Source organism: Streptomyces sp. NPDC006476, assembly GCF_040612015.1.
GTDB classification, from domain to species: Bacteria; Actinomycetota; Actinomycetes; order Streptomycetales; family Streptomycetaceae; genus Streptomyces; species Streptomyces griseorubiginosus_B.
Map to the genome: position 1 here is coordinate 193,527 of NZ_JBEXPK010000005.1, position 24,300 is coordinate 217,826.

The following is a 24,300-nucleotide window of genomic DNA, read 5'->3' on the forward strand; positions in this document are numbered from 1 at the left end:
CTCGGCGGCTCGTGTGGCGGTCTCGGCTGCTCGCGCGCCGGCCTCAGTGGCGCCGGCCGCGTCTCGGCCGCTCGCGCCTCGGTCTCAGCGGTGAGGCCGCCGGTCGCCGGTCGCTCAGCGGTAAGGTCGCCGGTCGCCGGTCGCCGGTCGCTCAGCGCAGCGCACCGGCCCCGGCTGCTGCCGTCGGCTTCAGCCGCTACGCGCGCCGGCCTCCGTCGCTCAGGTCGGCGGCCCCGCGGTTGAACCCTGGGAGGTCAACCCTGGGAGGTCTCCGGTTCGGACTGAGTCGGTGCCTCGCCGAACCGTGCCAGTGCCAGCGCTCCCGCCACCGCGACGAGGAACCCCAGCACCGCCAGCCAGGCGAGCCCCTCCCGTGTCCGGTCACCGAGCCACACCACGCCCACCGTCGCCGGCCAGAGCGTCTCGCCGATGACCATGCCGGCGGTGGCCGTGGTGACCGAACCGCGCTGCAACGCCGAGGTGAGCAGCAGGAAGGCGGCACCGCCGCCGATCAGCAGGGCGTACGTCGCCGGGTTGGCGAGGAGCTCCAGCGGTGCGAGCGAGTCGATCAGCCGGACCGCCACCTCGACCACCCCGAACCCGAACCCGGCCCCCAGTCCCAGCACCAGGTCCCGCCCGCGCCCGGACCAGCGTCCGCTCAACAGCCCGAGCGTCAGCACCGCCACCGCGATCGCGAGCATCGCCCATTTCAGCGCCATGGAGCCGTGGCGGTCCCCCTCGGCGCCCGACGCCAATCCCAGCATCGCGAGTCCGGCGCACACCACGCCGACCGCACTCCACTCCATCCGGCTCAGCCGCACGTGCAGCAGCCGTGCCGCGACCACGCCGGTCACCGCCAGGCTGGACGCCAGGGCCGCGGCGACCGCGTAGATGGGCAGCGACCGCAGCGCCACGATCTGCAGCAGGAACCCCAGCCCGTCCAGCCCGAGTCCGGCCACATAGCGCCACTGCCGCAGCGCCCGCAGCAGCAGCGCGGCCTCACCGCCGCCACCGGTGGTCGCGGCCCGCGCGGCGACCGCCTGGAGCACCGTCGCCGTACCGAAACAGACCGCCGCTCCGAGCGCGCACACCATCCCAAAGATCACAAAGTGACTGTAGGGGAGAGCGTCCGGGGCGGGGGTGCTGGGGGTCGGTCTCTCCCCGATCTCTAGGCTGGCGGCCGGAACGGACGCAGCAGGCGGCCGCGTCCACGGTCACCCACAGCCACACCGGCAGTCACATCAACGGGGAGTTACGCCATGGCGGACGCACGCAGACAACTCCGGTCGGGCACGGTGGTACTCGGCGGCATGGGCCTGCTCGCCGCCGCCCTCACCGCCTGCTCCTCCGACCCCGACAAGCGGTGCGTGGACCGCGACAGCTACAACCTCGCCAAGGGCTACAAGGTCGTCGCCGACAAGAACTGCTCCTCCACCAAGTCCTCGGTGCACGGCACCTGGTACTACGGCGGCAACAAGAAGGGCGACTGGGCCGACGGCGGCTCCTTCACCAAGCCCCGCAAGGCATCCGGCGGTTCGGGCGGCTCCGGCGGCCACGGCGTCTCCCGCGGCGGCTTCGGCGGCGGCAAGGGCAGCTCCGGCGGCTGAGCCGGCGCATCGGACCAGGACCCGTCACCGCCCATGGAACGCCACCGCATCACCCCGCGCCCCGACTGGCAGCGCATCGTCGAGGAACAGGGGCTCGTCTACCCGCTGACCCGCCACCCCGACGGCTCCCTGCGGCCCTACTGGGACGAGAGCGCCTACTACTCCTTCACCCTCCCCGAGGTCGAGGCGCTGGAGGAGGTCGTCGAGGAACTGCACGCCCTGTGCCTGCGGGCCGCCGACCACATCGTCACCACCGGTCGCTTCGCCGACCTCGGCATCACCGATCCGGGCGTCGCCCGCGCGGTCGCGGAGGCCTGGCAGCGCCGGGCCGAACTCCCCTCGGTCTACGGACGGTTCGACCTCCGTTACGACGGCACGGGCCCGGCGAAACTCCTGGAGTACAACGCCGACACCCCGACTTCTCTGGTCGAGGCCGCCTCCCCCCAGTGGTTCTGGATGGAGGACCGCTTCCCCGGCGCCGACCAGTGGAACTCCCTCCACGAACGCCTGATCGCCGCCTGGCAGAAGCAGGCCGCCCTGCTCCCGCCGGGCAGCCCCCTCTACTTCGCGCATTCCTCGGACGACGAACTCGGCGAGGACCTGATCACGGTCGCCTACCTCAAGGAGACCGCCGACCAGGCCGGCCTGGACACCGACTGGATCTCCATGGAGGAGATCGGCTGGGACCCCCTCTCCGGCCGCTTCGTCGACAACCAGCTCCGGTTCATCCGCAGTTGCTTCAAGCTGTACCCCTGGGAATGGCTGACCACGGACCCCTTCGCCGGACACGTCCTCGACACCCTCGACAACGGCGGCGGCACCGGCACGACGCTGTGGATCGAGCCCGCCTGGAAGATGCTGCTGAGCAACAAGGCACTGCTGGCGATCCTCTGGGAGCTCAACCCCGGCCACCCCAACCTTCTGCCCGCCTATCTCGACGGTCCCAGGGAGCTCGCGCACACGACGGGCTACGTCGCCAAGCCCCTGCTGGGCCGCGAGGGCGCCGGAGTGACGATCCACGAGCCCGGCACCGAGACGGTTCCGCGCGACGAGGCCTGCTGCTACCAGGAGTTGGCCCCGCTGCCCGACTTCTCCGGCAACCGTGTCGTCCTGGGTGCCTGGGTCGTCGAGGACGAGTCGGCGGGCCTCGGCATCCGGGAGTCGTCAGGGCTGATCACGGATGAGTACGCCCGCTTCCTGCCCCATGTGATCCGGTGAGAGGATCCGCGGCCGCGTGCGGTGGCGGTCGTGCGTGGTGACGCCGGTGGCGATGCAGGGCGTCTCACTCGCCGAGCACGTCCCGCAGCCGGGCCAGGCCCCAGTCCAGGTCCTCCTCGGTGATGACCAGCGGCGGCGCGATCCGGATCGTCGCGCCATGGGCGTCCTTGACCAGCACACCCCGGTCCATCAGCTTCTCGGACACCTCCCGACCGGTGCCGTGGCGCGGATGGACGTCGACGCCGGCCCACAGACCCCGTCCGCGCACCGCGGTCAGCCGGCCCGTCCCCGCCAACGCCCCCAGTTCCCGGTGCAGATGCTCGCCCAGCTCCGCCGCCCGCGCCTGGAACTCGCCCGTCCGCAGCATCGCGATCACCTCCAGCGCCACCGCACAGGCCAGCGGATTCCCGCCGAACGTCGACCCGTGTTCCCCGGGCCGGAACACCCCGAGCACCGCCGCGCTCGACACCACCGCCGACACCGGCACGATCCCGCCGCCCAGCGCCTTTCCGAGCACATACACGTCGGGCACCACGCCCTCGTGCTCGCACGCGAAGGTCCGCCCCGTCCGTCCCAGCCCCGACTGGATCTCGTCGGCGACGAACAGCACATCCCGCTCCCGCGTCAGCTCCCGCACCGCCCGCAGATATCCCGCAGGCGGCACCAGCACCCCCGCCTCGCCCTGGATCGGCTCCAGCAGCACGGCCACCGTGTTCTCCGTGACCGCCGAACGCATCGCCGTCACATCCCCGTACGGCACGATCTCGAAGCCCGGCGTATAAGGCCCGTAGTCCGCTCGGGCCTCCGTGTCGGTCGAGAAGCTGATGAGGGTCGTCGTACGGCCGTGGAAGTTGTTGGCGGCGACGACGATCTTCGCCATCTCCGCGGGCACCCCCTTGACCCGGTAGCCCCATTTCCGGGCCGTCTTCACCGCGGTCTCCACCGCCTCGGCGCCCGTGTTCATCGGCAGCACCATCTCCATGCCGCACAGTTCTGCGAGCTGCTCGCAGAACGCGGCGAACCGATCGTGGTGGAACGCCCGCGAGGTGAGCGTCACCCGGTCCAGCTGAGCCTTCGCCGCCTCCACCAGCCGTCGGTTGCGGTGGCCGAAGTTGAGGGCGGAGTAGCCGGCCAGCAGGTCCAGATAGCGCTGCCCCTCCACATCCGTCATCCAGGCGCCCTCGGCCGAGGCGACGACCACGGGCAGCGGGTGGTAGTTGTGCGCGCTGTGCGCGTCGGCGGCGGCGATGAGCGACTCCGTAGCAGTCACGGGATCTCCAGACGGTGCCGAGAGGGGACGGTGGTGAGGTCGACGGCGTGGCCCCCTTCTATCCTCGCTCGCATGGTGGACGTGGGATCTCACCTGTGCGGCACGCCCGGTAGGCTGGCCGACGGGCCGTGACTGGCGCGCTGGGATGGGACCGACCATCGGGGAGCGGCCTGTGAGTGAGCGAGTGCCGTGCGCCTGGGCCAACCGTGAACCGTGAACGCTTCAAGCCACGCCACCCGGAGGCCGACGACATGACAGAGCAGCAGCCCCTCTCCACCGAGTCCACCGCCTTCCGCGCAGCCCTCGACGTGATCCGCGCCGTCGAGCCCGGCGTGGCCGACGCCATCGGCCAGGAGGTCGCCGACCAGCGCGAGATGCTCAAGCTGATCGCCTCCGAGAACTACGCCTCCCCGGCCACCCTGCTCGCGATGGGCAACTGGTTCAGCGACAAGTACGCCGAGGGCACCATCGGCCGCCGCTTCTACGCCGGCTGCCGCAACGTCGACACCGTCGAGTCCCTCGCCGCCGAGCACGCCAAGGCCCTCTTCGGCGCCCGGCACGCCTACGTCCAGCCGCACTCCGGCATCGACGCCAACCTCGTCGCCTTCTGGTCCGTGCTCGCCCAGCGCGTCGAGACGCCCGCCCTGGAGAAGGCCGGCGTCCGCCAGGTCAACGACCTCAGCGAGGCCGAATGGGCCGAACTGCGGCAGGCCTTCGGCAATCAGCGCATGCTCGGCATGTCCCTGGACGCCGGTGGCCATCTGACCCACGGCTTCCGCCCGAACATCTCCGGCAAGATGTTCGACCAGCGCTCCTACGGCACCGACCCTGCCACCGGCCTGATCGACTACGAGGCGCTGCGCGCGTCCGCCCGCGACTTCAAGCCGCTGATCATCGTCGCCGGCTACTCCGCCTACCCCCGCCTCGTGAACTTCCGGATCATGCGGGAGATCGCCGACGAGGTCGGGGCGACCCTGATGGTGGACATGGCGCACTTCGCCGGTCTGGTCGCGGGCAAGGTGCTGACCGGCGACTTCGACCCGGTCCCGCACGCCCAGATCGTCACCACCACCACCCACAAGTCACTGCGCGGCCCGCGCGGCGGCATGGTGCTGTGCGACGACTCCCTCAAGGACCAGGTCGACCGCGGCTGCCCGATGGTGCTCGGCGGCCCGCTCCCGCACGTGATGGCAGCCAAGGCCGTCGCCCTCGCCGAGGCCCGGCAGCCCTCGTTCCAGGACTACGCCCAGCGCATCGTCGACAACTCCCGCGCGCTGGCGGACGGCCTGATGCGACGCGGCGCCACCCTCGTCACCGGGGGCACGGACAACCACCTCAACCTGATCGACGTCGCCACCTCCTACGGCCTCACCGGCCGTCAGGCCGAGGCCGCGCTGCTGGAGTCCGGCATCGTCACCAACCGCAACGCCATCCCCGCCGACCCGAACGGCGCCTGGTACACCTCCGGCGTCCGCATCGGCACCCCTGCCCTGACCACCCGCGGACTGGGCACCGCCGAGATGGACGAGGTCGCCGGGCTCATCGACCGCGTCCTGACCACGGCGGAGCCCGGCACCACCAAGTCGGGCGCGCCGTCCAAGGCCCAGCACGTCCTCGACCCGAAGATCGCGGACGAGATCTCCCACCGCGCTACCGACCTCGTGGCCGGCTTCCCGCTGTACCCGGAGATCGACCTGGGCTGAGCGCGCCCCTCGCGCGACGCACCCTCTTGAGTTGTCAAGGACCGGTGACTCTCGGAGATCGGCTCTCACAGGCCCTCACAGATCGATGAGTTCCTGTCGTGGTTCCTCCCGCGGCGGCCCCGCATCTCGCCGGGCCGCCGCGCGGCGTATCAGCACGGTGCCGCCCGCCCCGACGGCGATCCCCACGGCCAGCCCCGGAACCGCCCACCGGACACCGTCTCGGCCGGACTCCGCCCGAGCGGCCCCCTGCCCGGCCGCGTCCTCGGCACCCCCGTTGTCACCGCGCCCCGCCCCGCCCAACCCGCTGAGCACCCTCTCCTGCTCCAGCCGGACGAACACCGAGCGCGGTGCCCGATGCCAGCGGATGTCGTCGTCCTGGACGTCCGGCGCGGGATCGCTGCGTATCCAGGGCGTGCCGTCCGGCGCCACGAACAGCTGGTCCTGCCGCTCGACGGCCACGTCATCACCCGGCGCCCGGTTGGTCTGCGGCCAGCCTCCGACCCCCGTCAGCCCCCAGATCACCGTGAAGTCCACCGGCGGATAGCGGTCCTCGTTCCAGCTCGCCGGCACTCGCTCCGTCCCTTCGAACGTCGGCCGCAACAGCTCCCGAAGCCGGGCGAAGGCCGGCTCAGGGGACCGCAGCACCACCGTCCGCCCGGTGCCACCCTCGATGATCATCGCCAGATCCGGGACGTCCCGGCCCGGAGCCCGCGGTGACGCCTGGGCGTCCTCCGACGGCCTCGGCACCGAGGAGTCACCGTCATACCCCGAAGCCGCAGCCCGGCCGGCCATCCCCACCCCCGACACGACCGCCAACGCTCCCGCCACGGCCGTCAGTTCACGAACCAGACCCCTCCACATGCGATCCCCCAGCCAGTCGCTCCCAGCGGCCCACCGCGAGCCGCGTGTCACTTCTGGTACACCGCCCGACCCGCCGGGGTTCCCACCCTCCGCACATCAAGGGGAAGATTTCCGCGACGGCGTCGACACCGATGCCTCGAGGGACTTCGCGATCTCCACCGCCCTGGACCTGGACGCCACCCCCTCCAGCCGCAGCGTCACCTCGCCGCGGCCGTCGCCGCTCGGGTGGGTCCACAGCAGTGTCGGCCCCGCGGTCCGCTCCTTTCGGGTGAAACGGTCGCCGTCCGCGTCGACCAGCCAGAAGCTCAGCAGATGCGGGTGGGCGAACCACAGGGCGTACCGCTGCACACCGGACGCCGAGGGCCTCCCGCCCAGCCCGATCCACTCCGGTGACTCCCGCAGCCGCTTGGTGAACCCCACGTCGAGCGAGGCCGGGAACTCGTCCAGCCGGACCGTCCGACCGCCGCGCCCGCCCTCGCGCCAGCACAGGCTCACCAGGAACCGTCCGTGCGGCTCGCCCGTCACCCTCACCGTGTCCGGCACCCCGAGCCGGTCCGGGACCAGTGGCTCGAAGCCGGCCCGGTGCCGCGCCTGACCGAGCGACACCGACCTGCCGCAGCCGGGCACCTCGGCGCCCGCCGAGGGCACCGCCGACGGGTCGTACCGCACCTGCACCCCGCCGTAGTCGAACCAGTCCAGCACCGCCGCCCGCACCGGAGGCGTGAGCGCGAGGACCGTCAGCAGGCCGCACAGCGCCGCGGTCAGCGAGCGCCACCGCGTCCGTGTCCAGCGCCGGACCGCACGCAGCCGCTCCCGGGCGCCCCGGGGTTCGGCGACCGGGACCGCCAGATGCTCGGCCAGTATCTGCCCGAGCACCCGCTCGACCATCGTCTCGGAGCCGAAGGAACCGTCGCCGCGGCCCGCGCCCTCCGAGCCTTCCGCGCCGTCCGGCTCCAGTGACCGGCCCAGCGCCCGCAACTCGTCCGGCAGCCGGGCGGCACCGTCCTCACGACGCCACCGGTCACGCCCCCGCACCCTCGCACCCCGGTCGCTGTCACGGCCGCGCGGACCCCGGCTGCCGGCGCCCACCGGGCCCCGGCCGCCCTCACCGCCGTACGCGTCCCGTCCGTGCTCGTCCCGTCCCTCACTCACGCTCTTCACCCCCTTCCCGGGGCTCGAAATCCGGCAGGAGCCGGCCCAGTTTGCGCAGGGCGCGGTTGAGGCGGGACTTGACCGTCCCGCGCGGCCAGCCCAGGGCCTGGGCCGTCTCGGACTCGTCCATCTCCAGGAGATAGCGGTAGGTGACGACCAGGCGGTGCTCCTCGCTCAGCTGCTCCAGGGCGGCGAGGAGGGCCGCGCGGCGCTCCGTGTGCAGGGTCGCCACCGCCGGGTCCGCGGATTCCGGTATCAGCGGCTCCGCCTCCACGAAGGCCGCCTCCCGGCCGGCGAGCGTGCGCTGCCGGGCAGCCGTACGCACTGTGTTCCTCGTCTCATTGGCGACGATCGACAACAGCCACGGCTTGAAGGCCCTGTCCTCCCGGAACCTGCCCAGCGCGCAGTACGCCTTGACGAAGGCCTGCTGCACCACGTCCTCCGCGTCCGCACCCGCCCCGAGCGCCGCGGCCGCCCTGAGCGCGATGCCCGTATGGGCCCGCACCAGCTCCGCGTACGCCTCCGGCTCTCCGGCGCGCACCCGGGCGATCACCGCGGCCTCATCGACGATGCGGCCCCCCTCCCGCGTTCTCACACTCTTGTTACACCGCGCAGGACGGATCGGTTCCCACCTGTTTCCCACCTGTTCCGGATCGGCCCCCCAGACCTGAGAGAATGGTGAACATGGCCTCAGATCGTCCCCGCGTGCTCTCCGGAATCCAGCCCACCGCAGGCTCGTTCCACCTCGGCAACTACCTCGGCGCCGTCCGTCAGTGGGTGGCCCTGCAGGAGACCCACGACGCGTTCTACATGGTCGTCGACCTGCACGCGATCACGGTCCCGCAGGACCCGGCCGAGCTGCGCGCCAACACCCGGCTCGCCACCGCCCAGCTCCTCGCGGCCGGCCTCGACCCCGAGCGCTGCACGCTCTTCGTCCAGAGCCACGTCCCCGAGCATGCCCAGCTGGCCTGGGTCATGAACTGCCTCACCGGCTTCGGCGAGGCCTCCCGCATGACCCAGTTCAAGGACAAGTCCGCCAAGCAGGGCGCGGACCGCGCCTCCGTCGGCCTGTTCACCTACCCGATCCTGCAGGTCGCCGACATCCTGCTCTACCAGGCCAACGAGGTCCCCGTCGGCGAGGACCAGCGCCAGCACGTCGAGCTGACCCGCGACCTCGCCACGCGCTTCAACGGCCGCTTCGGCGAGACCTTCACGATCCCGAAGCCGTACATCCTCAAGGAGACGGCGAAGATCTACGACCTGCAGGACCCGACGATCAAGATGAGCAAGTCAGCGTCCACGCCGAAGGGCCTCATCAACCTCCTCGACGACCCCAAGGCCACCGCCAAGAAGGTCAAGAGCGCGGTCACCGACACGGACACCGTCATCCGCTACGACGCCGAGAACAAGCCCGGCGTCAGCAACCTGCTCACCATCCACTCCACCCTCACCGGCAAGTCGATCGCCGAGCTGGAGCAGGAGTATGAGGGCAAGATGTACGGCGCGCTCAAGACGGACCTCGCAGAGATCATGGTCGAGTTCGTGACGCCCTTCCGGGAGCGCACCGAGCAGTACCTCGGCGACTCGGAGACGCTGGACTCGATCCTCGCCAAGGGCGCGGAGAAGGCGCGTGCCGTCGCCGCGGAGACCCTCGCGCAGACGTACGACAAGGTGGGCTTCCTGCCCGCCAAGCACTGACGCACCCGCGTACAGACGTACCACTGGGCAGAGCGCTGCACATCACTACGGTTGCGCCTGCCCACAACACAGCCGTGGCCGTACAGTCGATAGCCGGACGGCTGAGAACAAATCCGTCACGACGACAGGAGACGACGTGGGGACCGTAACGATCGGCGTGTCGATCGCGGTCCCGGAGCCACACGGCAGCCAGATCCAGCAGCTGCGCGCGGGCTTCGGCGACGCCGCGGCGCACGGCATCCCCACCCACGTCACCCTGCTGCCGCCCACGGAGATCGACGGCGGCGCCCTGGCGGCCGTCGAGGCGCATCTGACCGAGGTCGCCGCGGCCGGCCGGCCGTTCCCGATGCGGCTGCGGGGCACCGGGACGTTCCGGCCCCTGTCACCCGTCGTGTACGTGCGCGTGGTCGAGGGCGCCGAGGAGTGCACCTGGCTGCAGAAGCAGGTCCGTGACGCCTCCGGCCCCGTGCCACGTGAACTGCAGTTCCCCTACCACCCGCACGTCACCGTCGCGCACGGCATCGACGAGGCGGCGATGGACCGCGCGTTCGAGGAGCTCGCCGCCTACGAGGCCGACTGGCCCTGCACCGGCTTCGCCCTCTACGAGCAGGGCGCGGACGGTGTGTGGCGCAAGCTCCGCGAGTTCGCCTTCGGCGGGTCCGTGGTGCCGCCGCAGGCGGGGCACGTGGAGCGCGGCACCATCAGCAGCCGGTAACAGGGCCTTTCCGCAGCCGGTGGGCATCACAGCGGCAGCCGGCGGAACACCGCGCGCGGGACGTGCCGCAGCGCCGACATCACCACCCGCAGCGCGCCAGGCACCCAGACCGTCTCCGAGCGTCTGCGCAGGCCCAGTTCGATCGCCGTCGCCACCGCCTCCGGGGTCGTCGCGAGCGGCGCCTCGGGCAGACCGGTCGTCATCCTCGAGCGGACGAACCCCGGGCGGACGACCATCACGTGCACGCCCGTGCCGTGCAGCGCGTCGCCCAGGCCCTGCGCGAAGGCGTCCAGGCCGGCCTTGCTGGAGCCGTAGATGAAGTCGCCGCGGCGGGCCCGCTCACCGGCGACGGAGGACAGCACGACGAGCGAGCCGTGGCCCTGTGCCTGCAACGCGCGGGCGCTCACCAGCCCCGCGGACACCGCTCCGGTGTAGTTGGTCTGCGCGACCCGCACCGCGGCGGCCGGATCGCGCTCGTCGCGTGCCTGGTCGCCCAGGACGCCGAAGGCGAGCAGCACCATGTCGACGTCGCCCTCCGCGAACACCTTGCCCAGGACGGCCTCGTGGGAGTCGGGGTCGAGCGCGTCGAAGGGGAGGGTGTGCACGTCCGGGCCGAGCGAGCGCAGGTGTTCCGCGGCCTGCTCCAGGGCGGGCGAGGGGCGTCCGGCCAGCCACACCGTGCGGGTGCGGCGGGCGATCAGACGGCGGGCGGTGGCGAGGGCGATCTCGGACGTACCGCCGAGGACGAGCAGGGACTGGGGGAGGCCGAAGGCGTCAGGCATGACGGTGACCGTATCGCCGCCATGCGGGCGATCGGCGCAGAACATGCGTAACCTCCCCTGAACACGTCACACGCGCGTTCTTTCGGGGTACTCGCGCGTCGGGCATCCGTACCCAGGGCAGAGTCGGATCATGGACTGGCTGAGAAAGCTTCCCTTCGTGGGGCCGCTGCTGGCGCGGGCGATGGCCACGCACGCGTGGCGGTCGTTCGAGCGTCTGGAGCGGGTGAAGTGGGCCCGGCTGGCCGCCGCGATGACGTTCACCAGCTTCGTCGCGCTGTTCCCGCTGCTCACCGTGGTCGCGGCGATCGGCGCGGCGCTGCTCAGCCAGAAGCAGCAGACCGATCTCCAGGGCAAGATCGCCGAGCAGGTCCCCGGCATCTCCGACCAGCTCGACGTCAACGGCCTGGTGCAGAACGCCGGCACCGTCGGTCTCATCGCCGGCGTCCTGCTGGTCTTCACCGGCATCGGCTGGGCCGGCTCGACGCGGGAGTGTCTGCGCGCGGTCTGGGAGCTGCCGGACCCGGAGGAGAACTTCCTCCTGCGCAAGGCCAAGGACCTCGGCATCCTCATCGGCCTCGGCGGCGCCGTCCTGGTCACCCTCGCCGCCTCCACCGTCGCCTCCGCGATGGTCGGCTGGATCACCCGCCAACTCGGCATCGAGAAGGGCGGCTGGGGCGGGATCCTGCTGTACGTCGCCGCGTTCACCGTCGCCGTACTGGCCGACTTCCTGCTGCTCCTGTACGTCCTCACCCTGCTGCCCGGCGTCGAGCCGCCGCGCCGCCGCCTGGGGGTCGCGGCGCTGACCGGCGCGGTCGGTTTCGAGCTGCTGAAGACGCTGCTCAGCGGCTATATGCAGGGGGTGGCGGCGAAGAGCATGTACGGCGCCTTCGGCGTCCCGGTCGCCCTGCTGCTGTGGATCAACTTCACCTCGAAACTGGTGCTCTTCTGCGCCGCCTGGACGGCGACGCAGAGCAAGGAGCAGGAGCTGTGCGAGGAGGAGGGCGAGGAGCGGGCAGGGGTGGTGAGCAAGGTCAGGGACGAGGACGACGACGTACCAGGTCGGGCAGCGGCCAGCGGCGGTTGACCACGAACGCGGCGCCCGCGAGCAGCACCACCACCCCGCCGGCGATCCCCAGCGCGATCCCCATGCCACCGGAGCGGGCCTCGGCCGCCGCCTTCGTCGAGGCCTCCGCCGAGGGCGCGCCGGACGGGTCGCCGGCTCCGCCGGCCTGTCCCTCGGCGCCCGGCTGCGCGCTGGCCTGGGCGCTCCTGGGCGGCACCAGCTCACCGATCGGGCGGGCCTTGCCGGCCGCCTTGAAGCCCCAGTCGAAGAGCTTGGCGGTCTCCTTGTAGACCTCGTTGTGCTCGTTCTTCTCCGGGTGCATGACGGTCACCAGCAGCACCCGCCCGCCCCGCTCGGCGACGCCCGTGAAGGTCGCGCCGGCGTTGGTGGTGTTGCCGTTCTTGACGCCCGCGATGCCCTGGTAGACGGAGACGTCGGAGTCGCCGGCCAGCAGTCGGTTGGTGTTCTGGATCTCGAAGGACTCGCGGACGGTCTTGCCCTTCTTGTTCTTCTTCGTCTCGCCCGGGAACTGGGCGCGGACCGTCGAGCAGTACGCGCGGAAGTCCTTCTTCTGCAGCCCGGAGCGCGCGAACAGCGTCAGGTCGTAGGCCGAGGAGACCTGCCCCGGGGCGTCGTAGCCGTCGGGGGTGACCACGTGCGTGTCGAGGGCCTGCAGCTCCTCGGCGTGCTGGTTCATCTCCTTGACGGTGTTGTCGACGCCGTCGTTCATCGCCGACAGCACGTGCACGGCGTCGTTGCCGGAGCGCAGGAAGACACCGAGCCACAGGTCGCGCACGGAGTACGTCTCGCCCTCCTTTATGCCGACCATGCTGGAGCCGGCGCCCATGCCGGCCAGATCGGTGGGCACCACCTTGTACTTCTCACCGCTCGGGAACTTCGGCAGCACCGTGTCCGCGAACAGCATCTTCATGGTGCTCGCCGGAGGCAGCCGCCAGTGCGCGTTGTGCGCGGCCAGCACGTCCCCGGACTCCGCGTCCGCGACGATCCAGGAGCGCGCCGTGATGTCCTTCGGCAGCACCGGGGCGCCGCTGCCCAGGTCGACCTGTGTGCCCGCCTGGCCGAGGCGGCCGCCGCCCACGCTCGACATGCGTGCCGGGGGAGTGGCGGAGGGGCTGGTGGACGGACTGGGGGCCGCGAGGGCGACGGGCGCGGTCAGCGCGAGCGACGACAGGGCGGCGGAGGTGACCAGCAGGGATCGCCTGGCGGTCTTCTGGGGAGCGGACACGCACGAGAACGTACATGGCACCGCGCGTGAAGTCCCACCCACCACCCCACCCCGGGCACGGAGCCACGCGGACGCCGGTGATACTGAACGTATGAAGCTCAGCCGCCCGGTCTCCTGGTTCCTGCTCGCCTTCGGGGTGTGGAGCTGGGTCATCTGGGTCACTTTCGTCAAAAACCTGGTCAAGGACAGCAGCGGGCTCGCGTTCGACGACGGTCGCCCCACGGCGTACTTCTGGGTGCACCTGACGCTCGCCGTCGTTTCCTTCGTATTGGGGACGGTCATCGGCGGCATCGGGTTGCGCGGACTGCGCGCATTGCGCCGCACTTCATAACCGCAGAAAAGCCGCCAACCGGGCAGCTGCCGACCGGGACGGCCGCCAACCAGACAGCGGGGGTCCACCGCAGGTGATCATCGTCTTCGCGTTGCTCGCGCTCGTCGTCCTGGTGGCCGCCAACTGGTACATATGGCGCCGCCTGTTCCGCGACACCACCCGGGGCCCCGGCCTCGTACGACGGGCCGGCGCGGTGGCGATCGCGGGTGGCTGGGTGCTGGCGGTCGGCGCCCTGGTCGCCGAGCGCACGGGCGCCCCCTTCTGGCTGCAACAGGTGCTCGCCTGGCCCGGTTTCCTGTGGCTGGCGCTGTCGGTCTACCTGCTGCTGGCGGTGGTGGCGGCCGAGGTGGTACGGCCGCTGCTGCGCCGGCTGCTGAAGCGGCGCACGGGCACCGTGACGGCCGTACGCCAGGAGGAGCCGGTCCCGGCAGGGGCCGTACCGCCGAAGGCGGCTGAGGGCGAACCGGAGCCGTCGCCCGGCCCGGAGCCCGCCCCCGACCCCTCCCGCCGTCTGTTCGTCTCGCGGGTCCTCGCCACGGCCGCCGCCACGGCCGCCGTCGGGACCGTCGGATACGGCACCTACGGCGTCCTGCGCGGCCCGCGCGTGAAGCGGGTCACCGTGCCGCTGGCCAAGCTCCCGCGCACGGCACACGGTTACCGCATCGCGGTCGTCAGCGACATCCACCTGGGCCCGATCCTCGGCCGGGACTTCGCGCAGAAGGTCGTCGACACCGTCAACGCCACCCAGCCGGACATCGTCGCGGTCGTAGGCGACCTGGTGGACGGCAGCGTGAAGAACCTGGGTCCGGCGGCGGCGCCCCTGTCGCGGCTGAAGGCGCCCTCCTACTTCGTCACCGGCAACCACGAGTACTTCTCCGGCGCCGAGCAGTGGGTCGAGGAGGTACGGCGCCTCGGCCTGCACCCGCTGGAGAACGCCCGTACGGAACTGCCCTGGTTCGACCTCGCCGGCGTCAACGACCTCGCGGGCGAGAGCGAGGGACAGGGCCCCGACTTCACCAAGGCGCTCGGCGACCGGGACCCGGCACGCGCGTGCGTGCTCCTCGCCCACCAGCCCGTCCAGATCCACGAGGCCGTCAAGCACGGCGTGGACCTCCAGCTCTCCGGCCACACCCACGGCGGCCAGCTCTGGCCTGGCAACCTCATCGCGGCGGCCGCCAATCCGACCGTCGCGGGCCTCGACCGCTACGGCGACACCCAGCTCTACGTCAGCCGGGGCGCCGGTGCCTGGGGACCGCCCACGCGTGTGGGAGCGCCGTCCGACATCACCGTGATCGAACTGGCCTCCACGCACGCGTGACGGTCGGCGGAGCCGGGCCGAAACCGTTCCCCGCGGACCCTGTGCACAAGCTGTGAAACCTGTCTGAAACCACTTGCGGTAAGTTCTTTCTCAACTCGACAAATCCCTCTTCCCCCGGTTGAAACCTCTGTGATTAGGTGAGCCGCGCCACTAGGGGAGTGGCATGTGTGGGGTGGGGCCCGCGGAGGCCCGGAGAGGGCATACCGATGCGTTCCGTGCGCATGCGGATTCTCGCGACGCTGCTCGTGCTGGCGGGCGTGGGAGTCGGCGGCTGGCAGATGCTGCCGTCGCAGGAGGACAACGGCAAGACCATCACGGTCGGTACGACGGACGCCGTCACGGCGCTCGACCCGGCCGGCGCCTACGACGCGGGTTCCTGGGCCCTGTTCAGCAACGTCTTCCAGTCACTGCTGACCTTCGACCCGGGCGGCACCGCGCCGGTCCCGGACGCGGCGCAGAGCTGTGACTTCGTGGGCAGCGCCCTGACGACGTACCGCTGCACGCTGCGCCAGGGGCTGACCTTCCCCAGCGGCCGCTCAATGACCGCCGAGGACGTCAAGTACTCCTTCGACCGGGTCAAGGCGATCAAGTCCGAGGTCGGCCCGGTCTCCCTGCTGAGCACGCTGCGGTCGGTGGACGCCAGCGGCCTGACCGTGACCTTCCATCTGTCCTCGCCCGACGCCACCTTCCCGTTCAAGGTCGCCACCGGCGCCGGCTCGATCGTCGACAGCCACAAGTACCCGAAGGACCGCCTGCGCACCGGCCCCGGCGCCGACGGCACCGGACCGTACGTGCTGACGTCGTACCAGAAGAACAAGAAGGCGGTGCTCACGCCCAACGGCCACTACAAGGGGGCCGAGAAGAGCGCGGCGCGCCCCGTCGACCTGCTCTACTACACCAACCCCGACGCCCTGGAGAAGGCCTGGAAGGCCAAGGACGTCGACGTCGCCACCCGGCAGCTGCCGCCCAAGGTGCTGTCCGGCCTGTCGCCCAGCGACCCCGACCAGCGGCTCTCCGAGTCCGAGAGCTCCGAGACCCGCAACCTCTACCTCAACACCCGTGCGGGCTCGCCCCTGCACAGCGTCCTGGTCCGCCGGGCGATGGCCTGGCTGATCAACCGCGAGCAGTTGGCCGCCACCGTGTACGAGGGCACCGTCGACCCGCTGTACTCGCTGATCCCGACCGGTATCACTGGCCACACCACGTCGTTCTTCGACGCCTACCCCAAGCCCGACGCCAAGGCCGCGCAGGCCCTGCTCAGCGAGGCGGGCGTGAAGGTGCCGGTACGTTTCACCTACGGCTACGCCGTCAACCGCGGCTCCTCCCAGGAGGAGGCCGAGGCCATCAAGAAGCAACTGGAGGCGAGCGGCCTGTTCAAGGTCACGCTCAAGGGCTACGAGTGGACCGACTTCCAGGAGCACTGGGCGACCGGAAAGCTCGACGCGTACGCCGTCGGCTGGGTCGCCGACTACCCGGACCCGGACACCTTCGGCGCCCCGCTGGTCGGCACGGACGGCACCATGAACACCGGCTACAGCAGCAGGGCCGTCGACCGGCTGATCCAGGACAGCCAGCAGTTCGCCGACCGCGGTGACGCCGCCTCCGACTTCAGCGCCCTGCAGCAGGACATCGCCCGCGACGTGCCGGTGATCCCGCTGTGGCAGGGCAAGGAGTACGTGCTCAGCACCGAGGACGTCGGCGGCAGCCAGTATCTGGACGACGGGACCGGCGTGTTCCGCTTGTGGAGCCTGGACTGGATCTGACGCGATCTCACAGGTTGGGACATTCGCCCCCGCGACGCAGGGCATCCTCCCCACGCAGGACGGTGTGACGGAGGTGTGGGCGGGGTGAGGAGCAAACGTGTTGAGACGCAACTCCTTCCGGCTGCCCCGGCACCCGGCCTCCGTGGGCCTGGCGCGGCGCCGGGTGCGGGACCATCTCGCCGACTGGGGGCACGGCCCGGACGACCCGGCGCTGACGGACGCGCTGCTGCTGGTGTCCGAGCTGGCCACCAACGTCGTACGCCACGGACCGCTCCGAGAGCGTGAGTTCGAGGTCGCGGTGACCGCCCTCGCCGACGGGTCCTGTCTCATCGAGGTGTCCGACGAGGGTCAACTCGAGCCCCGCCTGCGCGTGGTGGGGGAGTGGGAGGAGACCGGGCGCGGACTGCACCTGGTGGAGGCCGTCGCGGCGGCCTGGGGTGTGTGGACCCGAGGACGGCACGGCAAGACCGTCTGGGCCCTGGTGCTGTCCGCCACGTGAGACCGACTCCCGGGCCGACGGCTGTTACGGCACCGCCGCCGCCCTCCGCGCCGGCAGGGTCACCGTCACCGCGAGCCCCTCGCCCGGCGCCGTACGCACCGCCACCTCGCCGCCGTGCGCCTGCACGACCCCCTGCACGATCGCCAGGCCCAGCCCGCTGCCCGCACCCCCGCCCGCCCGGAAGAACCGGTCGAAGACCCGCGACGCGTCCTTCTCGCACAGCCCCGGACCCTCGTCCGCGACACTCAGCCGTACGACCCCGTCCTCCCGTTCCACGCCGAGCCGCACCGGAACCTCGGCCGGCGTGTGCGTGCGGACGTTGCCCACCAGGTTGCCGAGCACCTGTCTCAGCCCCGACTCGTCGGCGCTCACCAGCACGGAGCCGTCGGCCGCCACCTCGATGGGCCGTTCCGGCTGCTGCACCCGCAGGTCCTCGGCCGCGTCCCGCACCAGTCGGCTGACGTCGACGTTGCGGAAGCGCAGCTCGGGCCGCTGGTCCAGACGGGCCAGCGTGAGCAGCTCGTCCACCAGCCGCCCCATGCGGTCGGTCTCCGCCAACACCCGCTCCCAGACCCGCTTGCGCTCGTCCGGATCGCTCAGCATCCCCTGGTCGTACAGCTGCAGATAGCCGCGTATCGCCGACAGCGGGGTGCGCAGCTCGTGCGAGGCGTCCGCGACGAAGCGGCGCAGCTGGGCCGCGCTGTGCTCGCGCGTGCGGTACGCCGACTCCACCTGGTGCAGCATCGAGTTGAGGGCCAACCGCAGCTGCTCGACCTCCTGCGTCGGATGTTCGCTGGAAGGCACGCGCCGGGTCAGATCGCCCTCGGCGATCGCCGAGGAGGTCTCCACCATGTCCTCCAGCGGCCGCATCCGGCGGTGGACGCTGAGCATTGTCAGACAGCACAGGAGCGTCAACAGCAGTGTCCCGACGGCCAGGTCGAGCTTGAGGGCCTTGCCGATGCCCCGGTGCAGGGCCTCCGTCGAGGTGGCGAGCAGGACGTAGGTGCCGTCGGCGAGACGGGTGGCGGTCGCGCGGTAGGTGGCGCCGTTCACCGTGACCTCGTGCGGTGCGGGGTCCTTCACCAGGACGCGCGGGTCGGGCACGGCGGCGGCCAGGCCGCGCTGGGCGGTGGTCGGGGCGACGCCGAAGACGCTCAGGGGCCTGGACCGGGCGTCGACGGCGGTGTAGATCGACTCCGGCCGCGGCTGCTCGTCCGTACCGACGAGCCGGTCCCGGGCGAAGGCGAGGGCGCCCAGCGAGTCCACCTGCCGCATGGTGAGCTGCGAACTGCCCAGTGACGCGCGCATCTTGGTCAGCCCGGAGTCGATCTGGCCGATCAGATAGTGCCGCATGCCCATCAGGCTGACCGCCGTCGCCGCGACGATGCCGAGCGCGAGCAGGGCGACGTTCGCCAGCGTCAGCTTGGCGCGCAGCGAGTGGATGCCGCGGTGGCGGCCGAGCCTCTCCCCGAGCCTCATGCCAGCCCGTATCCGACGCCACGCCGCGTGGTGATCACCGGCGGTCCCAGGGCGTCCAGCTTGCGCCGCAGATAGCTGATGTAGGTCTCCACGACGGTCGACTCCTGCGGGGTGTGCTCGTACTGCCAGACGTGCCGCAGCAGTTGCTCCTTGGGCACGATCCGGCCGCCGTTGCGGACCAGGAAGCGCAGCAGCGCGTACTCGGTGGGGGTCAGCTCCACGCTGCGGCCCGCGCGGTGCACGCTGTACGTCGTCTCGTCCAGCTCCAGGTCGCCGTAGCGCAGTGGCGGCCGCTGCGGCAGGACGTCCGCCGGGCGGGTGCGGCGCAGCACCGCCGTGATGCGGGCGACCACCTCGTCGATGTTGAACGGCTTGGTGATGTAGTCGTCGCCGAAGCCGAGGGCGCCGACGATCTCGGCCGGCGAGTCGCGTGCGGTGAGGAAGACGAGCGCCATGTCCGGCCGCTCGGCGCGCAGTTCACGCCCGAGGACCCGCCCGTCCCCGTCCGGCAGCATGACATCGAGCAGCGCCACGTCCGCCCGGGTGCGCTCGGCGAGCGCGCGGGCCTCGCGGACGGTGCCCGCGACCATCACCTCGAAGCGGTGGTAGCGCAGGGCGATGGCGAGGACGTCCGCGATGCTCGGCTCGTCCTCCACCACCAGCACGGTGCCTGGAGCCGTCGTCATGCCCCCAGTATCGGACGGGCCACTGACAGCGGGGTCCGGAACGCTCTTTGGAGTTCCTTGAGAGTCATGGCGCGTTCCCTCCGCGCGCGAGCGGCGCCGCCAATCCTGGTGCCAGGACCTGGGGGACCGACCGACGACCGACTAAGGAGCTTTGATCGTGGCGGCATTGGCACGGTGGTGCTATCAGCACCGGCTGGTGGTCCTGTTGCTGTGGGTGGGGGCACTGTTCGGCCTGGGCTTCTCGGCGTCCACGGCGGGAACGAACTACGCGAACGTCTTCTCCCTCCCCGACACGGACTCCAAGAGCGCGTACGACCTGATGCAGAAGGCCTTCCCGAGCACCTCGGGCGACACCGACACCGTGGTGTGGAAGGTCGACCAGGGCTCGGTGCGGGACAAGGCGGTCCAGGACCGGATCCAGCCCGCCCTGGACAAGATCGCGAAGATGCCCGGGGTCGGCGCGGTGACCAGCCCCTACACCGGTCCCCGGGGGGCGGCGCAGATCAGCCGTGACGGCACGATCGCCTACGCCCAGCTGACCTTCGCCAAGCAGGCGAACGAGGTGCCCAAGGACGTCGTCCAGAACGTCGTCGACACCGCGCACGGCGCCGCACGACAAGGTCTGAAGGTCGAGCTGGGCGGACAGGCGATCCAGCGCGTCGAGCAGCCCCCGCAGGGTCTGTCGGAGATGGTCGGCATCGTCGCGGCGGCCCTCGTGCTGTTCCTGGCCTTCGGATCGTTCTTCGCGATGCTGCTGCCGATCGCCATCGCGATCTTCGGGGTCGGCATGGGCCTGTTCTCCACCCAGCTGCTCAGCCACAGCACCGACATCCCCGACATCGCACCGCTGCTCGCCTCCCTGATCGGCCTCGGTGTCGGCATCGACTACGCCCTGTTCATCGTCACCCGGCACCGGCGCGGCATCCTGCGCGGCCTGGACCCCGAGGAGTCGGCGGTCACGTCCCTCAACACCTCCGGCCGGGCCGTGCTGTTCGCCGGCGGTACGGTCTGCATCGCGCTGGCCGGCATGCTCGTGACGCGGCTGCGCTTCCTGGACGGCGTCGTCGTCGGCACCTCCCTGACGGTCGTGCTCAGCGTCCTGGCCGCCACGACCCTGCTCCCGGCCCTGCTGGGCTTCCTGGGCCCGCGGGTGCTCAGCCGCCGCCAGCGGCGCAGGCTCGCCGCCGAGGGCCCCGAGCCGGAGCGGGCCAGCGGTTTTGCCGCCCGCTGGTCGGCGAACGTCGAGAAGCGTCCCCGCCGGATCGCCGCGCTCGCCCTGGTCGTCATGGCCGTCCTCGCCATCCCTGTGCTGTCGCTGCGCCTCGGCGCCACCGACCAGGGCAACGACGACGCGTCCACGACCACCCGCAAGGCCTACGACCTGCTCGCCGAGGGCTTCGGCCCCGGCTTCAACGGCCCCCTCCAGGTCGTCACGAAGAGCGGTGACACGTCCGCGCTGGTCAAGGGGATCGAGTCGACGTCCGGCGTGGCCCGGGTCGCGCCCTTCCCGCCCGTCAAGGGCGTCACGCTGATCCAGGTCGTCCCGAAGACCTCACCTCAGTCCAAGGAGACGGACGACCTGATCGACACGCTGCGCGAGAAGGTGATCCCGCAGGCGGGGGCGGAAGCGCACGTGGGCGGCGTGACCGCGATATCCAAGGACTTCGCGTCGGTCACCGGCGACCGTCTGCCCCTGTTCATCGGGACCATCATCGGCCTGGGCTTCCTGCTGCTGCTGATCGCCTTCCGCTCCCTGGTGGTCCCGCTGACGGCGGCCCTGATGAACCTGATCGCCGCGGCGGCCTCCTTCGGCATCCTCGTCGCGGTCTTCCAGTGGGGCTGGGGCCTGGACCTGCTGGGTCTCGGCAAGGAGGGCCCGATCAACGCGTTCCTCCCGGTCATCATGCTCTCCCTGCTCTTCGGCCTCTCGATGGACTACCAGGTGTTCCTGGTGAGCCGGATGCACGAGGAGTGGGTCCACACGCGCGACAACGCGCGCGCGGTGCGGGTCGGCCTGGCGGAGACCAGCCGGGTCATCAACTCCGCGGCCCTGATCATGGTCTGCGTGTTCCTGGCCTTCGTCCTGAGCGGCGACTCGGGAGCGGCGATGGCGGGCGTCGGCCTGGCCGCCGCGGTCGCCCTGGACGCGTTCATCCTGCGTACGGCACTGGTGCCGGCGGCGATGCATCTGCTCGGGACGTCGAACTGGTGGCTGCCGGGCTGGCTCGACAAGCGGCTGCCGCATCTCGCGGTCGAGCCGAAGGAGGAGGCGCTGGAGTCACCGGCGACCGACGAGGGCGGCGCCTCCGTGATCCACGGTTTCATCCGAACGGTCGACGGCGACCCGGTGGACGGCGCCTCGGTGACGCTGCTGTCGAAGGGCGGGCGTCAACTGGACCGGGTGACGTCCCTGGCGGACGGCTCGTACATCGTGTCGGTGCCGGAACCGGGCGCGTATCTGCTGGCGACGACGGCTCCGACGTACGGGTCACGGGCGGCGCACGTGGTGGTGGCCGAGGGGCCGCTGGTGTACGACGTGGAGCTGGCCGAGGGTGAGGTGGACGCGGTCAATTAGCCTTCTTCTGCGCGGCCTTGAGGATCTCGTCCACGTCGAGGGTGACCTTGGCGCCGATCGACTCGGGCAGCGTGACGGTCTCGCCGGGGGAGTACGGGCGGTGGCTCTCGTACTCGTCCCCGGCGGGATCCGTCAGGAGGTGGAGCCGCTGGTGCTTGCGATCGACGATCACATAAACAGGAATCCTGGCGCTGGCGTACGCCCTTACCTTGTCGCGCAGGTCGGTCCGGTAGTTGGTGGAGGTGACCTCCACGATCAGACGAAAACAGACGGGGTCGTAGCAGTTGTTCTCCACGTAGTGGTCTGTGAAATCCGCATCGACCAAGGAAAGGTCCGGGACCGCGTAGTCCTCGGTGCCGGTCGGTAGCCAGAGGCCGATGCCCTGGACCACCTTCGACGTCACTCTATGGAGGCCGGCGGCCATCAAGGGCAGCATGAGGTCGGTCAGGGCTACGCCGTGCGGGCCGTCCGGGGGCGGGGACACGATGATCTGGCCTCCGATGATCTCGACGCGGTAGCCCGGCAGGCGATCCATGATCCGGTTCGCCTCCGCGATCAGCGGGCGGCCGTGGGGCCGCTCGACGGATGCTGCGGACATCGCGTGCCTCCCGTGGGCTGGTGTCGAGAGCATCATCGTAGGCAGGAGAGGACCCGAACGTCCCGTTCAGGCCCCCTTCACCCGATCGTGGATCATGACCGTCCGCCGCCCCCCGGCTGCGGCAGCACCTTCGTCATCCCCGGCAGGAAGTCCGTGAACAGCTCGTGCACCTCCCGCACCAACGGCCGCAGCACCCGGAACCGGGCCAGGGACACGCCACGCGCCGTCAGCCGGGCCCCCCTCTCGGCCAGCCGGTAGCTGCGCTCCCGCCCCTGAGTGCGGTCGAAGATCCAGTACAGGACCAGACCCATCTGGGATAGCCACATCAACTCCGGCAGCACGTCCCGGAGTTCGTCCGGAACCTTGGTCCTCGTGGCGCCGGCGAGGACCTCGCGGTGAACCGAGATCGCCTCCTCGCGCGCGTGCTCCGACTCCTCGGAGAAGGGGCTGAGCGGGCTGTCGGGATCGGCCGCGTTCTTGAAGAACTGGACAGCGAACTCGTGGTACGGAGTCGCGATGTCCAGCCAGGCCTTCAGGACGCCCGCCAGCCGCGCCTCGAGGTCGGTCTCCCGGGCCAGGATCTCCCGGACCGCCACCTGGTGCTCGGCGGCGATCCGGTCGTAGAAGCCCTGGATGAGATGTTCCTTGCCGGCGAAGTAGTAGTAGGCGTTGCCGACGGAGACCCCGGCCTCCTGGGCGATGGCCCGCATCGTCGTCCTGTCGTAGCCCCGCTCCTGGAACAGCCGCATCGCGGTCTCCAGGATCAGCGCACGGGTCTGCTCGGACTTGCTGCCGTCGTTCTTCGCTGACACGCACGAGAGCCTACGGGGTGACGCGCCCCTCCTTCCGGCCCGCGTCCCTGCTCAGGGGCGGCGGCCCAGTTCCGGGCGCTTGCCGTAGTCCGTGAACCCGATGACGTTGCCCCAGGGGTCGGCGATCTCGACGGTCCAGCCGGTGGCCACCGGGAAGGGCTCGTCGAGCGGCGCGATACCTGCCTCGGCCAGACAGGCCGCCGCCTTCCGGGCGTCGGTCACCTCGATCCACAGCCGCAGCGAGGGCCAGGACGGTGGCCGTTGTCCCAGCCCGTCCTCCTGCCGCAGCAGGATGCCGGGCGTCTCGGTGCCGACCTTGAGCAGCGCGATGCCCGCATCGTCGAAGCGGAAGCCCACCGCGAACCCGGCACGCTCGTAGAAGCCGACCGCCGTGCCGAGGTCCCCCACGGGCAGCAGGACGTTGTCGAATCCGAGCAGTTTGTACGAGTGATCACCTGACATACCGTCAGAATAGGGGCGGGAGTGGCCGGGACCGGTGATTGTCAGTGGTCGCCTCTACTGTCGTCGGCATGGGATTCGTGAGGTTCGTCGACGAGACGACTGCGGGGGATCGGGGCGCGGGCTGGGAGCTCGAGGTCGCCGAGGAGCGGCTCGCCGTGCGCGAGCTGATCCGGCGCCGGGTGTTCCAGGAGGTCGCCGAGTACAACGCGCGCACGCCGGAGGTGTTCCAGGGGCTGGTGCAGCCGCAGGACGCCGAGCGGGTGCTGAACGGCTACGCGTTGCGCACGCCCCGCCGGATAGACCCCGAGGCGCAGACGGAGCTGGCGCTGAGGGCGTTCGCGGGCAACGGCTTCCTGCTCCTGGTGGGGGACCGGCAGGTCACGGACCCGGACGAGGAGGTCGAGCTGCCGCTCGGCACCGAGGTGACGTTCCTGAAGCTCGTGCCGCTGGTGGGGGGATGAC

Annotated in this window: 24 protein-coding genes and 1 riboswitch; of the genes, 12 read left to right on the forward strand and 12 right to left on the reverse strand. The window is 71.0% G+C overall.

All coding sequences use genetic code 11. The annotated features are described in order from the left end of the window. Positions 1–254: 254 nt before the first annotated feature. Positions 255–1,094, reverse strand: coding sequence for a DMT family transporter (locus ABZZ74_RS08010; RefSeq protein ID WP_356762506.1), 840 nt, complete (start codon positions 1,092–1,094; stop codon positions 255–257). Between the two features lie 165 nt (positions 1,095–1,259). Here ABZZ74_RS08010 and ABZZ74_RS08015 point away from each other — a divergent pair, with 165 nt between their 5' ends. Together ABZZ74_RS08015 and ABZZ74_RS08020 are read left to right on the forward strand one after the other, a co-directional pair. After that, positions 1,260–1,607: a hypothetical protein gene (locus ABZZ74_RS08015; RefSeq protein ID WP_356762443.1), complete on the forward strand. Its 348-nt coding sequence runs from the start codon at positions 1,260–1,262 to the stop codon at positions 1,605–1,607. Between the two features lie 33 nt (positions 1,608–1,640). Then, positions 1,641–2,825, forward strand: a complete 1,185-nt coding sequence (locus tag ABZZ74_RS08020; RefSeq protein ID WP_356762444.1) for a glutathionylspermidine synthase family protein — start codon at positions 1,641–1,643, stop codon at positions 2,823–2,825. A 64-nt stretch (positions 2,826–2,889) separates the two neighbouring features. Here ABZZ74_RS08020 and rocD read toward each other — a convergent pair whose 3' ends face one another. Continuing rightward, positions 2,890–4,095, reverse strand: a complete 1,206-nt coding sequence (rocD, locus tag ABZZ74_RS08025) for an ornithine--oxo-acid transaminase (protein ID WP_356762445.1) — start codon at positions 4,093–4,095, stop codon at positions 2,890–2,892. Positions 4,096–4,213: 118 nt separating this feature from the next. Continuing rightward, positions 4,214–4,303, forward strand: a riboswitch (ZMP/ZTP riboswitch). A gap of 43 nt (positions 4,304–4,346) precedes the next feature. On the opposite strand from rocD, the gene ABZZ74_RS08030 reads away from it, so the two are divergent. After that, on the forward strand, positions 4,347–5,798 hold the full coding sequence (locus ABZZ74_RS08030) for a glycine hydroxymethyltransferase (RefSeq protein ID WP_356762446.1): 1,452 nt from the start codon (positions 4,347–4,349) through the stop codon (positions 5,796–5,798). A 75-nt stretch (positions 5,799–5,873) separates the two neighbouring features. Here the strand turns inward: ABZZ74_RS08030 and ABZZ74_RS08035 are convergent, their stop codons facing one another. From ABZZ74_RS08035 to ABZZ74_RS08045, 3 genes are all read right to left on the reverse strand, one after another. Beyond that, entirely contained in the window at positions 5,874–6,476 is a 603-nt protein-coding gene (locus ABZZ74_RS08035) for a hypothetical protein (protein ID WP_356762507.1), read from the reverse strand. Between the two features lie 279 nt (positions 6,477–6,755). After that, a complete protein-coding gene (locus ABZZ74_RS08040; protein WP_356762508.1) occupies positions 6,756–7,694 on the reverse strand; it encodes a hypothetical protein in 939 nt (312 codons plus the stop codon). 109 nt (positions 7,695–7,803) lie between these two features. Further along, entirely contained in the window at positions 7,804–8,406 is a 603-nt protein-coding gene (locus tag ABZZ74_RS08045; RefSeq protein ID WP_208784087.1) for an RNA polymerase sigma factor, read from the reverse strand. Positions 8,407–8,495: 89 nt separating this feature from the next. Between ABZZ74_RS08045 and trpS the strand changes: the two genes are divergently transcribed. Continuing rightward, positions 8,496–9,509, forward strand: a complete 1,014-nt coding sequence (gene trpS, locus ABZZ74_RS08050) for a tryptophan--tRNA ligase (protein ID WP_208784085.1) — start codon at positions 8,496–8,498, stop codon at positions 9,507–9,509. Positions 9,510–9,645: 136 nt separating this feature from the next. After that, positions 9,646–10,224: a 2'-5' RNA ligase family protein gene (locus ABZZ74_RS08055; RefSeq protein ID WP_356762447.1), complete on the forward strand. Its 579-nt coding sequence runs from the start codon at positions 9,646–9,648 to the stop codon at positions 10,222–10,224. Between the two features lie 26 nt (positions 10,225–10,250). On the opposite strand, the gene ABZZ74_RS08060 is transcribed toward ABZZ74_RS08055, so the two are convergent. After that, positions 10,251–11,006 carry a decaprenylphospho-beta-D-erythro-pentofuranosid-2-ulose 2-reductase gene (locus ABZZ74_RS08060; RefSeq protein ID WP_356762448.1) on the reverse strand — a complete coding sequence of 252 codons (756 nt, stop codon included), beginning with the start codon at positions 11,004–11,006 and terminating at the stop codon, positions 10,251–10,253. A 130-nt stretch (positions 11,007–11,136) separates the two neighbouring features. Here ABZZ74_RS08060 and ABZZ74_RS08065 point away from each other — a divergent pair, with 130 nt between their 5' ends. Further along, positions 11,137–12,090 (forward strand): YihY/virulence factor BrkB family protein, encoded by a 954-nt coding sequence (locus ABZZ74_RS08065; RefSeq protein WP_356762449.1) that lies wholly within the window; start codon positions 11,137–11,139, stop codon positions 12,088–12,090. On the opposite strand, the gene ABZZ74_RS08070 is transcribed toward ABZZ74_RS08065, so the two are convergent. Further along, the gene (locus tag ABZZ74_RS08070; RefSeq protein WP_356762450.1) at positions 12,038–13,315 is read right to left on the reverse strand and encodes a D-alanyl-D-alanine carboxypeptidase; all 1,278 of its coding nucleotides are present in this window, start codon (positions 13,313–13,315) and stop codon (positions 12,038–12,040) included. The two genes, ABZZ74_RS08065 and ABZZ74_RS08070, sit on opposite strands and share 53 nt — an antisense overlap. A gap of 91 nt (positions 13,316–13,406) precedes the next feature. On the opposite strand from ABZZ74_RS08070, the gene ABZZ74_RS08075 reads away from it, so the two are divergent. The 4 genes from ABZZ74_RS08075 to ABZZ74_RS08090 all read left to right on the forward strand — a co-directional run bounded on the left by ABZZ74_RS08075 (position 13,407) and on the right by ABZZ74_RS08090 (position 17,226). After that, positions 13,407–13,646: an SCO4848 family membrane protein gene (locus ABZZ74_RS08075; protein ID WP_133043145.1), complete on the forward strand. Its 240-nt coding sequence runs from the start codon at positions 13,407–13,409 to the stop codon at positions 13,644–13,646. A 73-nt stretch (positions 13,647–13,719) separates the two neighbouring features. Further along, complete coding sequence (locus ABZZ74_RS08080) at positions 13,720–14,964, forward strand: metallophosphoesterase (RefSeq protein ID WP_356762451.1); 1,245 nt, start codon at positions 13,720–13,722, stop codon at positions 14,962–14,964. A 206-nt stretch (positions 14,965–15,170) separates the two neighbouring features. Then, positions 15,171–16,727, forward strand: a complete 1,557-nt coding sequence (locus ABZZ74_RS08085; protein WP_356762452.1) for an ABC transporter substrate-binding protein — start codon at positions 15,171–15,173, stop codon at positions 16,725–16,727. 97 nt (positions 16,728–16,824) lie between these two features. Then, the gene (locus ABZZ74_RS08090) at positions 16,825–17,226 is read left to right on the forward strand and encodes an ATP-binding protein (protein ID WP_208778529.1); all 402 of its coding nucleotides are present in this window, start codon (positions 16,825–16,827) and stop codon (positions 17,224–17,226) included. 24 nt (positions 17,227–17,250) lie between these two features. Here ABZZ74_RS08090 and ABZZ74_RS08095 read toward each other — a convergent pair whose 3' ends face one another. Both ABZZ74_RS08095 and ABZZ74_RS08100 read right to left on the reverse strand, forming a co-directional pair. Further along, positions 17,251–18,705, reverse strand: coding sequence for an ATP-binding protein (locus ABZZ74_RS08095; protein ID WP_356762453.1), 1,455 nt, complete (start codon positions 18,703–18,705; stop codon positions 17,251–17,253). Continuing rightward, positions 18,702–19,391, reverse strand: coding sequence for a response regulator transcription factor (locus ABZZ74_RS08100; protein WP_356762454.1), 690 nt, complete (start codon positions 19,389–19,391; stop codon positions 18,702–18,704). The genes ABZZ74_RS08095 and ABZZ74_RS08100 overlap by 4 nt, the downstream gene beginning before the upstream one ends. 166 nt (positions 19,392–19,557) lie before the next feature. Between ABZZ74_RS08100 and ABZZ74_RS08105 the strand changes: the two genes are divergently transcribed. Further along, complete coding sequence (locus tag ABZZ74_RS08105; protein WP_356762509.1) at positions 19,558–21,966, forward strand: MMPL family transporter; 2,409 nt, start codon at positions 19,558–19,560, stop codon at positions 21,964–21,966. Here ABZZ74_RS08105 and ABZZ74_RS08110 read toward each other — a convergent pair. The 3 genes from ABZZ74_RS08110 to ABZZ74_RS08120 all read right to left on the reverse strand — a co-directional run bounded on the left by ABZZ74_RS08110 (position 21,959) and on the right by ABZZ74_RS08120 (position 23,838). Beyond that, a complete protein-coding gene (locus tag ABZZ74_RS08110; protein ID WP_356762455.1) occupies positions 21,959–22,564 on the reverse strand; it encodes a Uma2 family endonuclease in 606 nt (201 codons plus the stop codon). The two genes, ABZZ74_RS08105 and ABZZ74_RS08110, sit on opposite strands and share 8 nt — an antisense overlap. Positions 22,565–22,656: 92 nt before the next feature. Beyond that, the gene (locus ABZZ74_RS08115) at positions 22,657–23,376 is read right to left on the reverse strand and encodes a TetR family transcriptional regulator (RefSeq protein WP_356762456.1); all 720 of its coding nucleotides are present in this window, start codon (positions 23,374–23,376) and stop codon (positions 22,657–22,659) included. 51 nt (positions 23,377–23,427) lie between these two features. Next, a complete protein-coding gene (locus ABZZ74_RS08120) occupies positions 23,428–23,838 on the reverse strand; it encodes a VOC family protein (protein ID WP_356762457.1) in 411 nt (136 codons plus the stop codon). A 68-nt stretch (positions 23,839–23,906) separates the two neighbouring features. Between ABZZ74_RS08120 and ABZZ74_RS08125 the strand changes: the two genes are divergently transcribed. Next, positions 23,907–24,299: a hypothetical protein gene (locus ABZZ74_RS08125; RefSeq protein WP_356762458.1), complete on the forward strand. Its 393-nt coding sequence runs from the start codon at positions 23,907–23,909 to the stop codon at positions 24,297–24,299. Position 24,300: the final 1 nt, after the last annotated feature.